Origin of the sequence: Actinoplanes sp. CA-030573 (genome assembly GCF_050951115.1) — a bacterium.
Lineage (GTDB): Bacteria > Actinomycetota > Actinomycetes > Mycobacteriales > Micromonosporaceae > Actinoplanes.
This window is the reverse complement of the sequence record NZ_CP192038.1, coordinates 6,316,827-6,332,723: the sequence shown is the minus strand read 5'-3', so window position 1 is coordinate 6,332,723 and position 15,897 is coordinate 6,316,827. Positions and strand designations below refer to the sequence as shown.

The window sequence follows — 15,897 nt, the reverse complement described above, 5'->3', positions numbered from 1 at the left end:
CTAGGGCGCCCACCGCGATGCGACTAACGAATGTCGAGCATCGCTGCCATGCGTGACTAGCATGCGAAGAGTGGAGACGCAGCTGCTCGAGGTCTTTCGCACGGTCGCGCACCTCGGCTCGATCACCGAGGCCGCGCGCCGGCTGCGGTTCACCCAGTCGGCGGTGTCCCGTCAGATCGGCGCGCTCGAGCAGGAGCTGGGCGCCCGCGTGTTCGACCGGCTTCCGCGCGGGGTCACTCTGACCGAGGAGGGGCGCGCCCTTCTGCCGTACGCGGTGAAGATCCTCGACGGCCTCACGTCGGCGCGCGGCGCGGTCGGCGACGTGCGTACCGTTGCTGCCGGCCGGTTGCGGGTCGGCGCGTTTCCGACGGCCGTCGCCGCCCTGGTGCCGTCGGCGCTGGCGCGCTTCCGCCAGGCGTACCCGCAAGTGGTCCTGTCCCTGGTCGAAGGCCTGACCCCCGCGCTGCTGGACCGGCTCGCCCGGGGTGAGGCCGACGTGGCCGTGGTGAGCTCGTCGCCGTCCGGGCCGCTCGACCGCGCCCGCTTCGAGCTGCACCACCTGCTCGACGAGCGCATGCTGGTGGCCGTCGCCCGCGGTCACCGGCTGGCCCGCCGCCGGGTCGTGCGCCTCGCCGACCTGGCCGCGGACGCGTTCATCGCCGGGTCGGCCACCGCCGAGGAGACCCTGCTGCGGGCCTCGCTGCCGTCCGGGTTCCGCCCGCGGATCGAGATCACCGCCGCCGAGTGGACGGGAAAGCTGGGCTGCGTGGCGGCCGGCCTCGGCGTGGCCCTGGTGCCGGCGCTGATGGCGGGCCGGGTGCCGCGCGACATCGCCCTGCTGCGCCTGCACCCGGAGGACGAGCTCCGGCGCCGGATCTACGCCGCCACCCCGGCGGGGCGGACGGTGCCGGCGGCGGCGACCCGGTTCCTGGCGTGTCTGGGTGCCGCCGCCGAGCCGTTGCGTTAGGGATCGCCGCGCCGGCCGTCACCCCTGGTGCGGGCAGTTCGTCCGATAGTCGCTGACGCCCGAGCTCGGCCCCGGGCACAGAAACTGCTCGTACCGGGTGTCGTCGTCCACGAACCGCTTCAGCCACGCCACGCTCGTCGACGCGATCGTGGTGTTCGGGACGTTCGGGGCGAAGTGCGACGCGCCCGCGAGCTCCAGGTATCCCTTGTCGGCGCCGGACGGCAGGGACGCGAAGAACGGCTTGGCGTGCTGCCGCACGGGCGCGACCGTGTCCGACTGGCCGCCGATGATCATCGTGGGGACGGTGACGCCGGCGAAGCTCTTGGTCAGGTCCCAGGGGGTCAGCGGGACCGCGGCCCGCAGCGACGGGCGGCTGCGGGCGGCCTCCAGCGTGCCGCCGCCACCCATCGAGTGGCCCATCACGGCCAGCCGGGACTTGTCGATGCGGGATCTCGCGCTGCTGCTGCCGGTCAGGAAGTCGAGCGCGGCGAGCAGCTCGCGGCCCCGGGTGGCGGGCTGGTCCGAGGTGGTGAGCGTGTCGATGTTGAAGACCACGAAGCCCTGCGAGGCGATGCGCGGCGCCAGCCAGGCCAGGCTGCTGCGGGTGGCGGTGAAGCCGGGCGCGATGGCGACCGCCCCGAACGTGCCGGCGCTGGTGTCGGTCGGGACGTAGATGTCGCCGCCGCCGAAGCCGGAGACGGCGGAGCGGGCCACGGTCGTCCGGCTGATCGCGAACGGGCCGTTGGCCGCCCGGATGCTCGCCGCCGACGGGTCGGGTCCGCGGCGGAACGACGTCGTGGCGGCGTCGGCGTCCGGCACCAGGGTGACCGCGGCCGCGGCGAGGGCCAGGCCCGCGACGGCGGCGGCGATGTTCCGTGGACGTTTGATCGCTGCGTGCATGATCTCTCCCCGGATAGGCATGGACTTGGCCACCGGTACGCGTTCGCTCCGCCGGAAGGTTGAAGATTGCGGTAATGCTGAGACGGCCGTCGCAGACTTGAACCGGCCGAGCCGCGCCGGTGTACCCCTGGACGTGCGGGTCATGGAAAGGGCCGAGGTCGTCCGGGGTGCCGTACGTCAGTTCCAGGCGGACGGCTCGCTCGACATGGACCTGCTCGCCACCCAGCTCGCGGTCAGCCGGGCCACCCTCTACCGCATCGTCGGCAGCCGGGACGCGCTGCTCGGCGACGCGCTCTGGTGGCTCGCCCGCCGCACGCTCGACCGGGTGCGCCGGGCCCGCGAGATGCCCGGCGCCGACGGCGTCATCGAGGTGTCGCGCCGCTTCGCCGACCGGCTGTGGGCGGCCCGGCCGATCTCCCGGTTCGTGGCGGCCGAGCCGAGGACGGCGGCCCGCGTCCTGTTCACCGCGGACGGCCGGGTGCATCGGCGGGCGGTGGCGGCCCAGCGGGAGATCTTCCTCGAGGCCGGCGTCGACCTGCGGGCGGAGGCGATGGAGCGGGCGTTCCTCTACGTACGGATCATGGAGTCGGTCCTGTACGGCGAGCTGATCGGCGGCCGCCGGGTCGAGTTCCCGGTCGCCGAGAAAGCGCTGCGCGCCCTCCTTACGGCATAGTCGACAGGCAAACGACCGGGGGGAACAGAGATGAAGTACGCGGTCCTGCTGTACGAGTCGGCGGCCGGCGTGGCGAGCCGGGCGCCGGAGCATTTTCCCGCCCACAAGGCCCGGCTCGACGAGTTCCACGCCCGGGGCGAGCTCGTCATGGTCGGCACCTTCGGCGACCCGCAGGCGGAGGGCTCGATGGCCGTCTTTACGAGCCGGACCGCGGCCGAGGAGTTCGCCCAGGGTGACCCGTTCGTCAGAAATGGCGTGGTCAAGGCGTACCGGATCCTGGATTGGCACGAGATCTTGACCCGAAAAACCGGCAAGTCGGGCGAATAGGTCGGCCAAAAGGGGGTATGCGGCCGCCATGACGACCGCGACCACAACGACGTTCCCGACGGCCGGGACGGCGCTCGAGGGTGATCTCGTCCTGCCCGCCGGCGCGCACGGCGTGGTGGTCTTCGCGCACGGTTCGGGCAGCACCCGGCACAGCCCGCGCAACCGCTCGGTGGCCGCGGAGCTCAACAAGCGCGCCCTCGGCACGCTGCTGGTCGACCTGCTCACGCGGGAGGAGGAGGTCCGGGACGCGCGCGCCCGCGACCTGCGGTTCGACATCGGGCTGCTGGCCGACCGGCTGATCGGCCTGGTCGACTGGCTCGGCCGGCAGTCGCTGACCCGCAGCCTGCCGGTCGGTCTCTTCGGCGCCAGCACCGGGGCGGCCGCGGCGCTGGTGGCGGCCGCCGCCCGTACGGCCGAGGTGCACGCCGTGGTCGCCCGCGGCGGCCGGCCCGATCTCGCCGGGACGGCCCTTCCTCGGGTCGAGGCGCCCACCCTGCTGATCGTGGGGGAGCGGGACCTGCCGATCGTCGAGCTCAACGAGCAGGCGCGCAATACGATGACGGTCGAGGCCGAGCTGCGTATCGTGCCCGGCGCCACCCACCTGTTCGAGGAGCCGGGCACGCTCGGCGTCGTGGCCGAGGAGGCCGGAACATGGTTCGCCGCGCATCTCCGGTGATCACGCGGAAAGCGCCTCCGGTGATCTTCCGGGATCGGGCTGCGGCCGGCCGGCTGCTCGGCGACGAGGTCGCCCGCGTCCTGACCGCGGCGGACGGCCGCCCGCTGGTGCTGGCCCTGCCGCGCGGCGGCGTGCCGGTCGCGGTGCCGGTAGCGGACCGGGTCGGCGGCGATCTCGGCATCATGCTGGCCCGCAAGATCGGAGCACCGGGACGGCCCGAGTTCGGGGTGGGCGCGATCGCCGAGGACGGCCCGCCGGTCTTCGACGCCGGGTCGCTCGAGATGCTCGGCATCACCGCGGACGACCTGGCCGCGACCGTGGCCGCCGAGCGCGCCGAGCTCGACCGCCGGGCCGCCCGCTACCGGCGTGGACGGCCGGCGCCGGACCCGGCCGGGCGCACGGTAGTGCTGGTCGACGACGGTCTGGCCACCGGCGTGACGGCCCGGGCCGCCCTGCGCCGGCTGCGCGACCGGGCGCCCCGGCGGCTGATCTTCGCGGCGCCGGTGTGCGCTCCCCAGGCGTACGAGTCGCTGGCCGCCGAGGCCGGCACCGTCGTCTGCCTGAGCGCGCCGCCCGCCTTCCGCGCCGTCGGCCAGTGGTACGAGGACTTCCACCAGCTGACCGACGAGGACGTGGACGAGGCCCTGCGGACGCGGGCCGGGCGGGTCACGGCCGGCGGCTGAGCTTCCACCACGTGGTCGGTGGCGTGGTCGACCCGTCCGCGGTCAGGTCGACGGCCTGGCCACCGGCGGAGACCTTGGCCATGGTCTGACCGCTGGTCACCGACGTGCCGACCGTCGAGGAAACGACCTTGACCGGGTAGGAGAGCCCGGGCCAGCCGACCACCTTCAGCGGCGCGGCCGGGCTGACTGGAACCGTCGAGCCCCACGCCGTCGACACCTGCCCCAGCGCCTTGTCGGCCAGGATCGTGTACTGCTTGACCGCCGCCCGCACCGCGGTCAGCAGCTTGCGCACGACCCGGTTGACCTGGGCGAGCTGCTGCGGCGTGTTCGACCCCGGCTGCTGGAACACGGCGCCCACCACCGTGAACGTCCGGCCGGCCACCTGCAGGTGCGCGGAGAAGAGCAGGTTGCCGCCCGCGTCGTCGGTCGAGCCGGTCTTGATGCCGAAGACGCCGAGCTCGCCGAGCAGGTCGTTGTAGTTCTTGATCGCCCCGGCCACCGGGATGGTCGCCGACGGCTGGGCCACGATCGCGGCGAAGACCGGGTCCTTCAGCGCCGCCCGGCCCAGCAGCACCTGGTCGGCGGCGGTGCTGACGGTGCTGGGCAGGAAGCCGCTCGGGTCGGTGTAGTGGGTGTTCTTCATGCCGAGCTCGTCCGCGGCCTGGTTCATCCTCGTCAGGAACGCGTCCTGGCTGCCCGCGTCCCAGACGCCGAGCATGTGGGCCACGTTGTTGGCCGAGGGCAGCATGAGCGCCTCGAGCGCCTCCCGCTCGCTGATCCGCTCGCCGGCCGCGACCGCCACCAGCGACTGCCCGGACGCGATACGGGCCTGGTAGTCGGCCACGTCGGCGGCGGTCACCGTGATGTCGGGGCCCTCCTCACCGCCGGACAGCGGGTGGTTCTTGAGGATCACGTACGCGGTCATCACCTTGGCGACGCTGCCGATGGCGGCCGGCTTCGCGGCTCCCGAGCCGCCGAGCCGGCCCAGCCCCTCGACCATCAGCTCGGCCGAGCCCTGCGACGGCCACGGCAACGACAGCTTGCCCGGGATCTTCAGCGTCGAGGCGATCGATGTGGTCAGGGTGGCGGCCGGCAGGTCGCGCTTGAGCTGAACCGTCACCCCGGTGCCGAGCAGGGCCAGAAGGACCAGGAGCGGCACGAGTACGGCGAGAAGCAGTCGCTTCCGCTTCCGGGAGGAACCGGGGACCGGGGCCGGCGGCGGGGCCGCGCCCGGCGGTGGGGACTGGGCCGGGATCGGGACCGATGCCTTGGCGGCCGCGGGCTTCCCGCCGTACACCTGGCCGGTGGGGGGTTGTCGTGGAGGCGGAGCCGGCGCCGCGCCGCCCGGGGTGACCCTCGCCGAGCCGACCGCCGGTCGTCCGTCCCCCGTCGCCCCCGTCATCACCCCTCCTCGCCGCGCCGGACACCCCGGTCGCCCGACCAGTATTCCCGGTCCGCGCCAACTCGCCGGAGGGCACTTGTCAGCGGGGTGATTTCGAACCGAACCTTCTTCGGCTACGTGTGGTATCTACCAGCACCACCGGACGTTGGGGAGAACCGGATGAGCGCCGTGACCCAGCCACAGACCCGCACCGCCACCACCGCGCGCAGCGCGCACATAGCACTCTGGATCTTCCTGGTCGCCAACCTGGTGATCGTCGAGCTGATGTTCGTGACCGCGAGCCCGCCCGCGCACAACACGCTGACCGCGGCCGGCCGCTTCCTCGGCCTGCATCTGGCCTTCGTGATGGCCCTCCAGCTGCTGCTGGTCGCCCGCCTGCCGTTCCTGGACCGCCGGATCGGCATGGACAAGCTGACCACCTGGCACCGCTGGACCGGCTTTTCCCTCTTCTGGCTGGTTCTGCTGCATCCCACGTTCGTGCTGCTCGGCTACGCCCGCCTTGACAAGATCTCGTTCCTGGCCGAGATCCCGAACCTGGCCAAGCAGATGCCGGTGCTGCTCGGCATGATCGCCGCCGGGCTGATCGTGGTGATCGCCGCCGTCTCGCTGCGCGCCGTCCGCCGCCGCGTCTCGTACGAGTCCTGGCACACCGTGCATCTGCTGGTCTACGTGGTGGTCGTCCTCGGCATCGTGCACCAGCTCTACGAGGGCAGCGCCTTCAAGACCAACATCTTCACCCAGGTCTACTGGTGGGGTCTGTGGGCGTTCGCGCTCGGCGCCCTGCTCACCGGCCGCGTCCTCGTGCCGCTCGTCCGCAACGCCCGCCACCAGCTCAAGGTCGCCGCGGTCGTGCCCGAGGCCGACGACGTGGTCTCGGTCTACCTGACCGGTCACGACCTGGCCCGGCTCGACGCCCAGGCCGGGCAGTTCTTCCTGTGGCGGTTCCTCGGGCACAACCCGTGGTGGCAGGTCAACCCGTTCTCGCTCTCGGCCGCCCCGGACGGCCGCTCGCTGCGCCTCACCGCGAAGGGCATCGGGGTGACCAGCGCCGGGTTGCGGCGGCTGCCGATCGGCACGCGGGTCTTCGCCGAGGGCCCGTACGGGGCGTTCACCGCCGGTCAGGGCGTGACCGGCAAGACGCTGCTGATCGCCGGGGGCATCGGGGTGACGCCGATCCGGGCCCTGCTCGAGGACGAGCGGCTGCCGGGCGACATCGTGGTGCTCTACCGGGTGCACGACCAGGCCGAGGCGGTCCTGCTCGGCGAGATGAACAACCTGGCGTCCGTACGCGGTGCGCGCCTGCACGTCCTCGCCGGGCGCACCGGGGCCGGCACCCCGCCCAACCAGCCGTTCGCCCCCGAGAGCCTGCTCGCCCTGGTCCCCGACATCACCGAGCGGGACGTCTTCGTCTGCGGCCCGGCCGGCATGACCGACGCCGTGCTGCGCAGCCTGCGGGCGCTCAAGGTGCCGGCCCGCCAGCGTCACGCCGAGACGTTTCGCCTCGCAAGTTAGGTTTGCCCCAAGCGTGTAGCCTCCGCCGGGTGATCAAGGTGACCCGGCGGCGGCTGGTGCTCGGCGTCGTCTGTGCCGCCCTCGTGGCCCTGCCCGCGGTGAGCGGATGGAGCGTGGGCCGTTCCCTGCGCTCCTCCACCGCCGCCCCGTCCACGCCCGTCTCCCCGCCGGCGCCTCCCACGTCCTCCGCCGGCTCCGCTCCTCCCGCGACCGCCGGCTCCGCTTCTTCGCCGGCCGCCGGTTCGGCCGCTTCTTCGCCGCCCGCCGGTTCGGCCGCTCCACCCGATCCCGGCGCCCCGGTCGGCTGGAAGCTCAGCGACATCCCGCACTTCCCGCCGCGCCCGGCCCCCGAGCCGATCACCCTTCCCGCCGGCGACGAGATCCCGTATCTGTCCCGGGTCCCGGTCACCCAGCCGGTGGCGTTCCTGACCATCGACGACGGCGTGCTGAAGAACCCCGAGGCCCCGAAGCTGTTCGCCGCCGCCGGCATCCCGGTGACCCTGTTCCTGACGACCGACTTCATCGCCGACGACGTGCCCTACTTCGACAACCTCCGCACGTACGGCGCCGTGATCGAAGCCCACACCATCTCCCACCCGGAGTTGCGCGGCCGCTCGGAGTATTTCCAGCGTCGGCAGATCTGTGAGGGCGCCGACCAACTGGGCCGGTGGTACGGCCGGCGGCCGCTGCTGTTCCGCCCGCCCTTCGGCGACAAGGACCACACCACGCTGCGGGTCGCCAAGGCGTGCGGCCTTCGTGCCGGTTTCATGTGGAAGGAGACCGTCGACAAGGGGATCGTCCGCTACCAGGAGGGCACGGCCGTCCAGCGCGGCGACATCATCCTGATGCACTTCCGCCCGGCGTTCATCAAGGACTTCCTGGCCGCGCTGCACGCGATCCACCGGGCGGGCCTGACGCCGGCGCTGCTCGAGGACTACGTCCCGGCGGCGTTCCCGCCGGACACCGTTCCGCCGCGCGATCCCCGGGAGCGTCCGGCCCCCTGAGCGCGCATGGCCCTAGGTTCTGTCTCTTAGATCAAGTCTGTCGGGTACGGCTCGGAGCCAGTCGAGCATTTCGACGAGGTCGAGGGTGGCTTGAAAGTGGGCGCCGAGCTTGTCGTAGCGGGTGGCCAGTCCGCGCCAGTGTTTGCGCCGGTTGAAGCCGCGTTCGACCTGGTTGCGCCGCTTGTAGGCGTGCGGGTCGAACGCGGGTGGCCGGCCGCCGTTGCGGCCCTTGCGCAGCCGGTTGGCGACCTGGTCACGCGGCTGCGGGATCGTGGTGGCGATGTGTTTGTCCCGCAAGGCCTTGCGGTTGGCCCGTGACGAGTACGCCCGGTCGCCGGTTAACGAGTTCGGACGCACACGCGGGCGCCCAGGTCCGGGTGTGGCCACCCGAACCTGGTTGAGCAGCGGGATCAGCTGCTGGGTGTCGGCGGCTTGCCCGGGCGTGATCAGCGATGCCAGCGACCGGCCCCGGCCGTCGGCCAGGGTGTGGATTTTCGTGGTCAGCCCGCCGCGGGAGCGTCCGATGCCTTCGCGTGCCTGCGTCGCGGCGACGTCGAGCCCCTTTTTGCGGCCCCGGCAGCATGCTGATGGGTGCGCACGATCGTGGCGTCGACCTGGGCGTCCCAGTCGATGTCGTCGTCGAGTTCGGCAAGCGTGACGACCTGGGCTTTCAACCGCGCCCAGGTGCCATCGGCCGCCCACCGGCGGAAACGTTGGTACGGCGTCTTCCACGGCCCGTACCGTTCGGGCAAATCCCGCCAGGGTGAACCGGTGCGCTTGACCCAGCAGATCGCGTTGATCACCTGCCGGTGATCACGCCACCGCCGGCCCTGAACCGGCTGCGCCGGCAGCAACGGCGCCAGCACAGCCCATTCCTGGTTCGTCAAATCACCACGCGCCACACCCGATCCAACGATCGACGCCCATGATCGCCACGATGATCTAAGAGACAGAACCTAACGGCGGCGCCGGCGGTCGGGCATGTTGTAGAAGCCGGTCGGCAGCGTCTGGGTCTCCGTCTGCCAGGCCGGCTGGTCGCCGCGCCCGTCCCGGCGGTTGCGCGACCTGATCCGCAGCAGCAGGGCGACCCCGAGGAACACCAGCACCGCGCCGATGATCAGGCCCGGGCCCAGCACGCTCGGTGTGCCCGCGGCCGGGTTCAGCGCCGCGGCCGTGGTCCGGTCCGCCTGCGGCGCGGTGTCGCCGGCGACCTCCTCGGTCGCCTCCTCGTCCGGCGTACGGCTCGGGCTCGGCGACTCCGACGGGGATCTGCTCGGCCTGGCGGCCACCGGGGTCACCACCCGGCTGCCGGCGGTCGACGCCGCCAGCTCGCGCCCGCCCACGTCGAGGGCGCGGGCCTCGAAGGTGACCTCGCCGTTGTCGGGGCCGGTGAACGAGATGTCCCAGCGGCCGGTGACGGTCTGGTCACGGCACAGCGGCCCGGGGTCGGGCTGCACGTCGGTGATCCGGGCCGCTTCCTCGCCGAGCTGGGCGCGTACCGGAAAGGACTGCCCGTTCTCCACCCGGTTGACCCGGACCTGGTCCAGCGACACGCCCTCGGTGCGGATGGTCAGCGACCAGCGCACCCGGAAGCAGCGCCGCTGGCGGTCGGTCGAGGCCACCGCCGTCAGCGTGCTCGCGTCCTTACCGATGGTGAACGTAGCCGGTGACTGGCCGAACTTCACCGCGAAACCGTCGACGGCGGCCGAGGCCGGCGCCGCGGAAGCCAACGATGCTGCGCCCAGAGCGAGCGCGGTCGCGATCCGTGCCGCCAGGTGTCGCATACGATCATCTCCCTCTCGCGTGCACGCGGGTGCACACGAGATGGTTCGTCGCGGGACGGCGAAAGGTTCAGCCCGTGCGCCGGGTCACTCGGCGACGGACCTTATTTTTCACTTAGCCGGTCGTTTCACGTCGGTATCTGCCCAGCTCAGCGGCCCGTGGCCGGGGGCGGTGGAAACTAGCCGACAAATTCGGGGCCGGACGTTCATCCGAACCCGTGCGCCGCACGTAGATGGGGGAGGGCAAGGACCGGGGCGACCGGACCCTGCCCGGCACAACGTGAAGCACGGGGCATCCCCCACGGATGCCGGCGTCCCGAACGCCCAACGGGACGTTCACCCGCTGCGGAGAACGAGGAGTCAATGGCCCGGACAGGAAACAACCAGCGATCCGCCAATCGTGTGGCAGTCGATGTCGGTGCTACCGGAACGAAGCCGGCCTCCAGGAGCGCCGTGCTGGTCCTGGTCGTGAGCGTGCTCGCGGCGATCTGGGCCCTGGCGATGATGACCGCCCCCGGCCGGGTCGGCTACATCTACTTCTACATGTATGCCGAGTACTACATGGGCGTCCTCACGCTGGTGGCGCTCTCGATCACCATCATGGTCGGCCTGGTCTCCACCGACCGGCTCGTCCTGTCGATCCGGCAACGCGTGCTGCTGCAGTCCGCCCACCGCACCACCGGCCTGATCGCGGTGACCGCGCTGGTCATCCACCTCTGGACGAAGCTCGCCGAGAAGCACATCACGGTGATCGACATCTTCGTCCCGTTCCTCAGCCAGGGAAACCGGCTCTACGTCGGCTTCGGCACGCTGTCCGGCTGGATCATGATGCTGGTGATGTGGACCGGCATCGCGCGCTCCCGGTTCATCGGCCGGGGCGCGCCGTGGGCGTGGCGGGCGATCCACTCGATCTCGTACCTGATGTGGCCGATCGCCCTGGTCCACGGCCTCGCCGCCGGCCGTCCGGCCGCGACCTGGGTCGTCGTCAGCTACATCGTCTGCATCCTCGCCGTGCTGGTCGGCCTGGCCGTCCGCCTCTCGGTCAGCCTCAACCGGAACAAGGACTTCTCCTCGGCGGCCGGCGCCGGCGCGCTGCGCCCGGTCGGCAACATGGTGCCCACCACCTCCCCGGCCCTGAAGAAGCCGCGCGGCCGCCGCGAGCCCGAGCCCGAGCCGCAGGTGCTCGGCCCGGTCGCGGTCGTCGACACCTTCCAGCCGGTCGCCCCGCCCCCGATCGAGCAGCGGGCCGAGCTGGTCGCCCCGGCCGCGCCGCCGCGCCAGCGCCGCGGGGCGATGGAGGACGAGATCGAGTACGACGAGCCGGCCCCGCGCGGCCGCCGGTACCCGGGCGAGGACACCTCCACCCGGATGCGCCGCCCCGATTTCGAGGACACGCAGACCCGGATGCGCCGGGTCGAGATGGACGACACGTCGACCCGGATGCGCCCCGACTTCGAGGACACGCAGACCCGGATGCGCCGGGTCGAGATGGACGACACCTCGACCCGGATGCGGCGCGTCGAGATGGACGACTACGACGAGCCGGCCCCGCGCCCGCGCCGCTACGCCGAGGACGACGAGCCCGCGCCGCGCTCCCGGCGCCGGGCCGCGGCCGAGCCGATGCCGATGTACGACGACGCGCCGCGGGGACGCCGCCGGGCCGAGCCCGACTACGACGACGTCCCGCGTCAGCGCGGCCCCCGCTACGACGACGAGCCGCCGGCCCGCCGCAGCGCCCGCTACGAGCCGCGGTACGGCGACATGCAGGCGGAGGGGGCGCCCCGGGCCCGGCGCGACCGGGGCGCAGACCTTGACGGCGCCGACTCGGGACGGCACAGCCGCAGCGGTTTCGTCGACCTCGCCGAGGACGACGACACCCCGACGCTTGTCGACATGGCCTCGCGCCGCGCGCGCCGGGCCTCACAGCAGGATCTCGGTGGCAGCCAGGTGGGCCGGGGGGCTCGCCGCGGTGGCCGCGGCCGGGCGATCGACGAGGTGGCTGACGACGACTACTGGTCGCAGCTGCGAGGGGAAGCGAATTGAGCACCGCCCAGGTTCCGCCGGTCACCGCGATCGGCGTTCCGCGGATCACCGCGGGCATGGATGAGTACGGCCGTCTGGACCTCCTGGCCCACCAGGAGGTCCACGGCGGGTTCGCCGCGCTCTCGTCCGGCGAGCTGGTCGGCCTGGCCGACCGGATCGAGCTGCGCGGCCGGGGCGGCGCGGGCTTCCCGTTCGCCCGCAAGGTCCGGGCGGTGCTCGACTCCTGCCGGCGCCAGGACCTGCCCCCGGTGATCGTGGTCAACGGCACCGAGGGCGAGCCCCCGTCCTGGAAGGACAAGGCGATCCTGACCCGGGCGCCGCACCTGATCCTGGACGGCGCCGCGCTGGCGGCCGCCGCCCTGGACGCCGAGGAGATCGTCATCGGCATCGCCGACGACGGCATCGGGCAGAGCTCCATCACCGCGGCGCTGGCCGAGCGCCGGATGCCCTGCCCGACCCGGATCGTCACCGTCCCGCACCGCTTCATCTCGGGCGAGGGCGGCGCGCTGGTCCGCGGCATCAACGGCGAGGCGCACATCCCGCCCGGCCGCAAGGTGCGTTCCAGCGACAACGGCGTGATGGGCCTGCCCACGCTGCTGTCCAACGCCGAGACGTTCTCCCAGCTGGCGATCGCGGCCCGGCTCGGGCCGTGGGAGTACAACGCGGTCGGCATTCCGGAGGAGCCGGGCACGGTCATGCTCACGGTCGGCGGGTCGTCCACCAACCCCGCCGTCGTCGAGGCGCCCAGCGGCACCCCGCTGATGGACGTGCTGACCATGTGCGGCGCCGACATCGGGCCCGGCCTGCTGGTCGGCGGCTACCACGGCAAGTGGATCACGGCCGAGGCGGCGAAGACGGTCACGATCTCGCGCAAGGGCTTCGCGAAGGTCGGCGGCACGCTCGGCGCCGGCATGCTGCTCCCGATCGGCTCCAACACCTGCCCGCTCGGCGAGGTCTCCCAGGTCGTGCAGTACCTGGCCGGCGAGTCGGCCGGCCAGTGCGGCCCGTGCCGCCTGGGCCTGCCCGACCTGGCCCGCGCGGTCACGCTGGTCTCGCTCGGCGGCAACGCGGTCGAGAACGTGCGCCAGGCGGCGGGCGTGGTCAAGGGCCGCGGCGCGTGCAGCCACCCGGACGGCACCGCCCGGTTCGCGCTGTCCGCGCTCGAGGTGTTCGCCAAGGACGTCGACGCGCACACCAACGGCGAGGGCTGCGGCAAGGCGGTGCGGGGGATCCTGCCGCTGCCGTACACGGCCGAGACCGGCGCCCGCAAGCTGGCGCTCGACTGGTCCCGCTGCGACGGTCACGGCCTGTGCTCGGCGGTCGCTCCCGAGATCATCCGGCTCGACGCCAACGGCTTCCCGGCGTTCCCGCAGACGCCGCTGCCGCCGTGGCTGGAGATGGGCGCGCGCAAGGCGGTCAACGTGTGCCCGGCGCTGGCGCTGCGGCTCGACGACGCGAAGGCGGCACATTGAGAAGCCGGCCGGAAGTCGTGCGCGCCGCCACCAAGCGCGCGGCTATGGTCGGCGCGGCCGCCCTGCTCGGCGTCGGCGGTTGCGCCGCGTCCGTGGAGCAGCCGCGGTCGGCGGCCATCACGCCGGCTGCGATACCCGCGTCCGGGCAGCCCAGCATTCCGGAAATTCCGGATACGTTGCGGTTCGTGGGGAAGACGCTCGACGGGGCCGGGTTCGACGCCACCACCATGGCGGGCAAGCCGGCGATCCTCTGGTTCTGGGCGCCCTGGTGCGCCACCTGCGCGAGCGAGGCCCAGAGCATCTCCGACCTCGCCGACGAGTACCGGGGCCGGCTCGGCATCCTCGGCATCGCCGGCCTCGGCGACAACAAGGCCATGCACGAGTTCGTCTCCGATCTCAACGTGGCCAAGGTGCCGCACCTCGACGACCAGGCCGGCAAGATCTGGAAGAAATTCAAGATCACACAGCAGAGCACGTACGTCTTCCTGGACCGTTCCGGGAAGATCGTGCGGACCGGGTATCTGGACGACCTCCAGCTGACCGCCGAGGTCAAGTCGCTGGTGGCCTGAGGTGGGGGCCGAGCTGCTCCTGGCCCTGAGCGCCGGGATGCTCGGCGCGGTCAACCCGTGCGGGTTCGCGCTGCTCCCGGCGTACCTGTCGGTGCTGGTGGCGGCGCCCGGCGGCCGCCCGGTGCCGCGGGCGCTGGGCTGCACCGCCGCGCTGACCGCCGGCTACGTGCTGGTCTTCGGCGCGTTCGGGCTGGTGCTGACCCCGGTGGCGAGCGCGCTCGAGCCGCGGCTGCCGTGGCTCACGGTGGTCTTCGGCCTCGCCCTGGCCGGGCTCGGCGGGTGGCTCGCGCTGGGACGCTCGCTTCCGGCGCTTCCGTCGGTACGCGCGCCGGCGCTCGGGTCACCCTGGTCGATGGTGCTCTTCGGCATGGCGTACGCGGTGGCCTCGCTCGGCTGCGCGATCGGCCCGTTCCTGGCGCTGGTCGTCACCAGCCTGCGCGCCGAGTCGATCGGCGCCGGCCTGCTGCTGTTCGTGGCCTACGCCGCCGGGATGGGCCTGGTGGTCGGCCTGACCGCGGTCGCGGTCGCGCTCATGCGCGTCTCGCTGGTCACCCGGGCCCGGCGCCTGCTCGGCGTGGTGCCGCGGCTGGGCGGGACGGTCCTCGTGGTCAGCGGCCTCTACGTCGCCTACTACGGGTGGTACGAGCTGCGGCTGGCCCGTGATCGGCGAGCGGCCGGATCGGATCCGCTCGTCGCGGCGGCCGGCGTGGTGCAGCAGCGGCTCGCCGCGGTCGTCGAGGGCGCCGGCGCTCCCGGGATCGGGGCGCTCCTCGGCGTACTCCTGGTCGGGTATTTGATCTTCAGGCGGTGGCGTGCCCCGGCGCTGCCGCCGGACGGTCCGGAAGGGGCAGGGACCGATCCGGCGGCAGCCGGGCCTACATCACCGCTCCGTGCTGAGTGGCGTCTCAGACGGCGGGCGGGTACGCGGTGACGTAGGCGGGCTTCTCGGCGGGCATCAGGATCCACAGGATCGGGTAGATCAGGATCTGGCTGCCCGGGATGGCCAGCAGGACCAGCACGAACAGAAGTCGCGTGATCCACGGGTCGAGCCCGAAGCGCCGCGCCAGGCCGGCGCAGACACCGCCGAGCATGCGGCCCTCCTGCGGACGGACGAGCCCCTGGCGGGTCATCGAGTCGTGCACCGAGTTCATGGGTCTCTCGCTTTCTCGCTGTGTTGCGAAGCGGTGATGTGACTACTCAAGAGTCGCGTGGCGGGGCGTTCGGCAACATCGGGAAGTGCCCTGACGCGCCCCTGATTCGCCCGGCCCCGGGGATTCAGGGGTCGCTCGGCCGGAAGAACGGGGAAGCTGGTCATACCGGGGGTGGTATGCACTTTCTGCCGGGCTTCGGGCACGACGGGCGGCACGAGCCGCGCCGCGACGGGCAGGACGAGGCGCGCCGCGACGGGCAGGACGAGGCGCGCCGCGACGGGCAGGACGAGGCGCGCCGCGACGCGCAGCACGAGCCGCGGCGGCGTCGCCCGGGGCGCCACGCGCTGAGGGCCGCGGCCGGGATCGCCGCCGGCCTGCTCGTGCCGGCCGGCCTCGGCGGCGCGCTGCTGCTCGGGCGGGCCGCCTCCGACCAGAAGCCCGCGCGCCCGGCCCCGACCGCGACCGGGCACACCATCCGCTACGAGGTCGACGGCGGCTCGGCGACGATCGTCTACCGCTCGGCGGCCGGCGCGTCCCGCCTCGGCGCCGTGCAGCTGCCCTGGTCGCGGCAGATGTGGGTGCCCGGGGACGAGGCCGCCTCGGTGGTCGCGTGGGACCGCGGATCGGGCTACGTGGCGTGCCGCCTCTACGTCGACGGGGCGCTGCGGGCCGGCCAGGAGTCCACCGGCGCCACCGCGGTCGCCACCTGCTCGGTCGGATGAGGGCGCCCGGCACGG

The 15,897-nt window shown here is 72.8% G+C and carries 16 protein-coding genes and 1 pseudogene; 12 read left to right on the top strand and 5 right to left on the bottom strand.

What is annotated here, in order from left to right; all coding sequences use genetic code 11:
* The first annotated feature begins 70 nt into the window (after window positions 1-70).
* Complete coding sequence (locus ACQP2F_RS29300) at window positions 71-967, top strand: LysR family transcriptional regulator (RefSeq protein ID WP_433292922.1); 897 nt, start codon at window positions 71-73, stop codon at window positions 965-967.
* Between the two features lie 18 nt (window positions 968-985).
* Here the strand turns inward: ACQP2F_RS29300 and ACQP2F_RS29295 are convergent, their stop codons facing one another.
* Window positions 986-1,867 (bottom strand): alpha/beta hydrolase family protein, encoded by an 882-nt coding sequence (locus tag ACQP2F_RS29295; protein ID WP_433292920.1) that lies wholly within the window; start codon window positions 1,865-1,867, stop codon window positions 986-988.
* A 142-nt stretch (window positions 1,868-2,009) separates the two neighbouring features.
* On the opposite strand from ACQP2F_RS29295, the gene ACQP2F_RS29290 reads away from it, so the two are divergent.
* The 4 genes from ACQP2F_RS29290 to ACQP2F_RS29275 are packed head-to-tail and all read left to right on the top strand — an operon-like array spanning window position 2,010 to window position 4,226.
* On the top strand, window positions 2,010-2,540 hold the full coding sequence (locus tag ACQP2F_RS29290) for a QsdR family transcriptional regulator (RefSeq protein WP_433292918.1): 531 nt from the start codon (window positions 2,010-2,012) through the stop codon (window positions 2,538-2,540).
* Window positions 2,541-2,570: 30 nt separating this feature from the next.
* Window positions 2,571-2,867 (top strand): YciI family protein, encoded by a 297-nt coding sequence (locus ACQP2F_RS29285; protein ID WP_433292916.1) that lies wholly within the window; start codon window positions 2,571-2,573, stop codon window positions 2,865-2,867.
* Window positions 2,868-2,895: 28 nt separating this feature from the next.
* A complete protein-coding gene (locus ACQP2F_RS29280) occupies window positions 2,896-3,543 on the top strand; it encodes a dienelactone hydrolase family protein (protein ID WP_433292914.1) in 648 nt (215 codons plus the stop codon).
* A 20-nt stretch (window positions 3,544-3,563) separates the two neighbouring features.
* The gene (locus ACQP2F_RS29275; RefSeq protein ID WP_433292912.1) at window positions 3,564-4,226 is read left to right on the top strand and encodes a phosphoribosyltransferase; all 663 of its coding nucleotides are present in this window, start codon (window positions 3,564-3,566) and stop codon (window positions 4,224-4,226) included.
* On the opposite strand, the gene ACQP2F_RS29270 is transcribed toward ACQP2F_RS29275, so the two are convergent.
* Window positions 4,210-5,628, bottom strand: a complete 1,419-nt coding sequence (locus ACQP2F_RS29270; protein ID WP_433292909.1) for a D-alanyl-D-alanine carboxypeptidase family protein — start codon at window positions 5,626-5,628, stop codon at window positions 4,210-4,212. The genes ACQP2F_RS29275 and ACQP2F_RS29270 overlap by 17 nt on opposite strands.
* Window positions 5,629-5,787: 159 nt before the next feature.
* On the opposite strand from ACQP2F_RS29270, the gene ACQP2F_RS29265 reads away from it, so the two are divergent.
* Window positions 5,788-7,140, top strand: coding sequence for a ferredoxin reductase family protein (locus ACQP2F_RS29265; RefSeq protein WP_433292907.1), 1,353 nt, complete (start codon window positions 5,788-5,790; stop codon window positions 7,138-7,140).
* 29 nt (window positions 7,141-7,169) lie between these two features.
* Window positions 7,170-8,144: a polysaccharide deacetylase family protein gene (locus tag ACQP2F_RS29260; RefSeq protein WP_433292905.1), complete on the top strand. Its 975-nt coding sequence runs from the start codon at window positions 7,170-7,172 to the stop codon at window positions 8,142-8,144.
* A gap of 12 nt (window positions 8,145-8,156) precedes the next feature.
* On the opposite strand, the pseudogene ACQP2F_RS29255 reads toward ACQP2F_RS29260, so the two are convergent.
* A pseudogene (locus ACQP2F_RS29255) lies at window positions 8,157-9,046 on the bottom strand (IS5 family transposase).
* Between the two features lie 54 nt (window positions 9,047-9,100).
* On the bottom strand, window positions 9,101-9,928 hold the full coding sequence (locus ACQP2F_RS29250; RefSeq protein WP_433292903.1) for a hypothetical protein: 828 nt from the start codon (window positions 9,926-9,928) through the stop codon (window positions 9,101-9,103).
* A 450-nt stretch (window positions 9,929-10,378) separates the two neighbouring features.
* Here ACQP2F_RS29250 and ACQP2F_RS29245 point away from each other — a divergent pair, with 450 nt between their 5' ends.
* Genes ACQP2F_RS29245 through ACQP2F_RS29230 form a run of 4 tightly spaced genes read left to right on the top strand, consistent with a single transcriptional unit; the run spans window position 10,379 to window position 14,940 of the window.
* Window positions 10,379-11,968, top strand: coding sequence for a translation initiation factor III (locus ACQP2F_RS29245; RefSeq protein WP_433292902.1), 1,590 nt, complete (start codon window positions 10,379-10,381; stop codon window positions 11,966-11,968).
* A complete protein-coding gene (locus ACQP2F_RS29240; RefSeq protein ID WP_433292900.1) occupies window positions 11,965-13,440 on the top strand; it encodes an NADH-ubiquinone oxidoreductase-F iron-sulfur binding region domain-containing protein in 1,476 nt (491 codons plus the stop codon). Before ACQP2F_RS29245 ends, ACQP2F_RS29240 begins: the two co-directional genes overlap by 4 nt.
* 44 nt (window positions 13,441-13,484) lie before the next feature.
* Window positions 13,485-14,009 (top strand): redoxin domain-containing protein, encoded by a 525-nt coding sequence (locus ACQP2F_RS29235; protein WP_433307650.1) that lies wholly within the window; start codon window positions 13,485-13,487, stop codon window positions 14,007-14,009.
* A 37-nt stretch (window positions 14,010-14,046) separates the two neighbouring features.
* The gene (locus ACQP2F_RS29230) at window positions 14,047-14,940 is read left to right on the top strand and encodes a cytochrome c biogenesis CcdA family protein (RefSeq protein WP_433307648.1); all 894 of its coding nucleotides are present in this window, start codon (window positions 14,047-14,049) and stop codon (window positions 14,938-14,940) included.
* On the opposite strand, the gene ACQP2F_RS29225 is transcribed toward ACQP2F_RS29230, so the two are convergent.
* Window positions 14,915-15,160: a PspC domain-containing protein gene (locus ACQP2F_RS29225; protein WP_433292898.1), complete on the bottom strand. Its 246-nt coding sequence runs from the start codon at window positions 15,158-15,160 to the stop codon at window positions 14,915-14,917. The genes ACQP2F_RS29230 and ACQP2F_RS29225 overlap by 26 nt on opposite strands.
* 176 nt (window positions 15,161-15,336) lie before the next feature.
* Here ACQP2F_RS29225 and ACQP2F_RS29220 point away from each other — a divergent pair, with 176 nt between their 5' ends.
* Window positions 15,337-15,882 (top strand): MmpS family transport accessory protein, encoded by a 546-nt coding sequence (locus tag ACQP2F_RS29220; protein ID WP_433292896.1) that lies wholly within the window; start codon window positions 15,337-15,339, stop codon window positions 15,880-15,882.
* The last annotated feature ends 15 nt before the right edge of the window (window positions 15,883-15,897 follow it).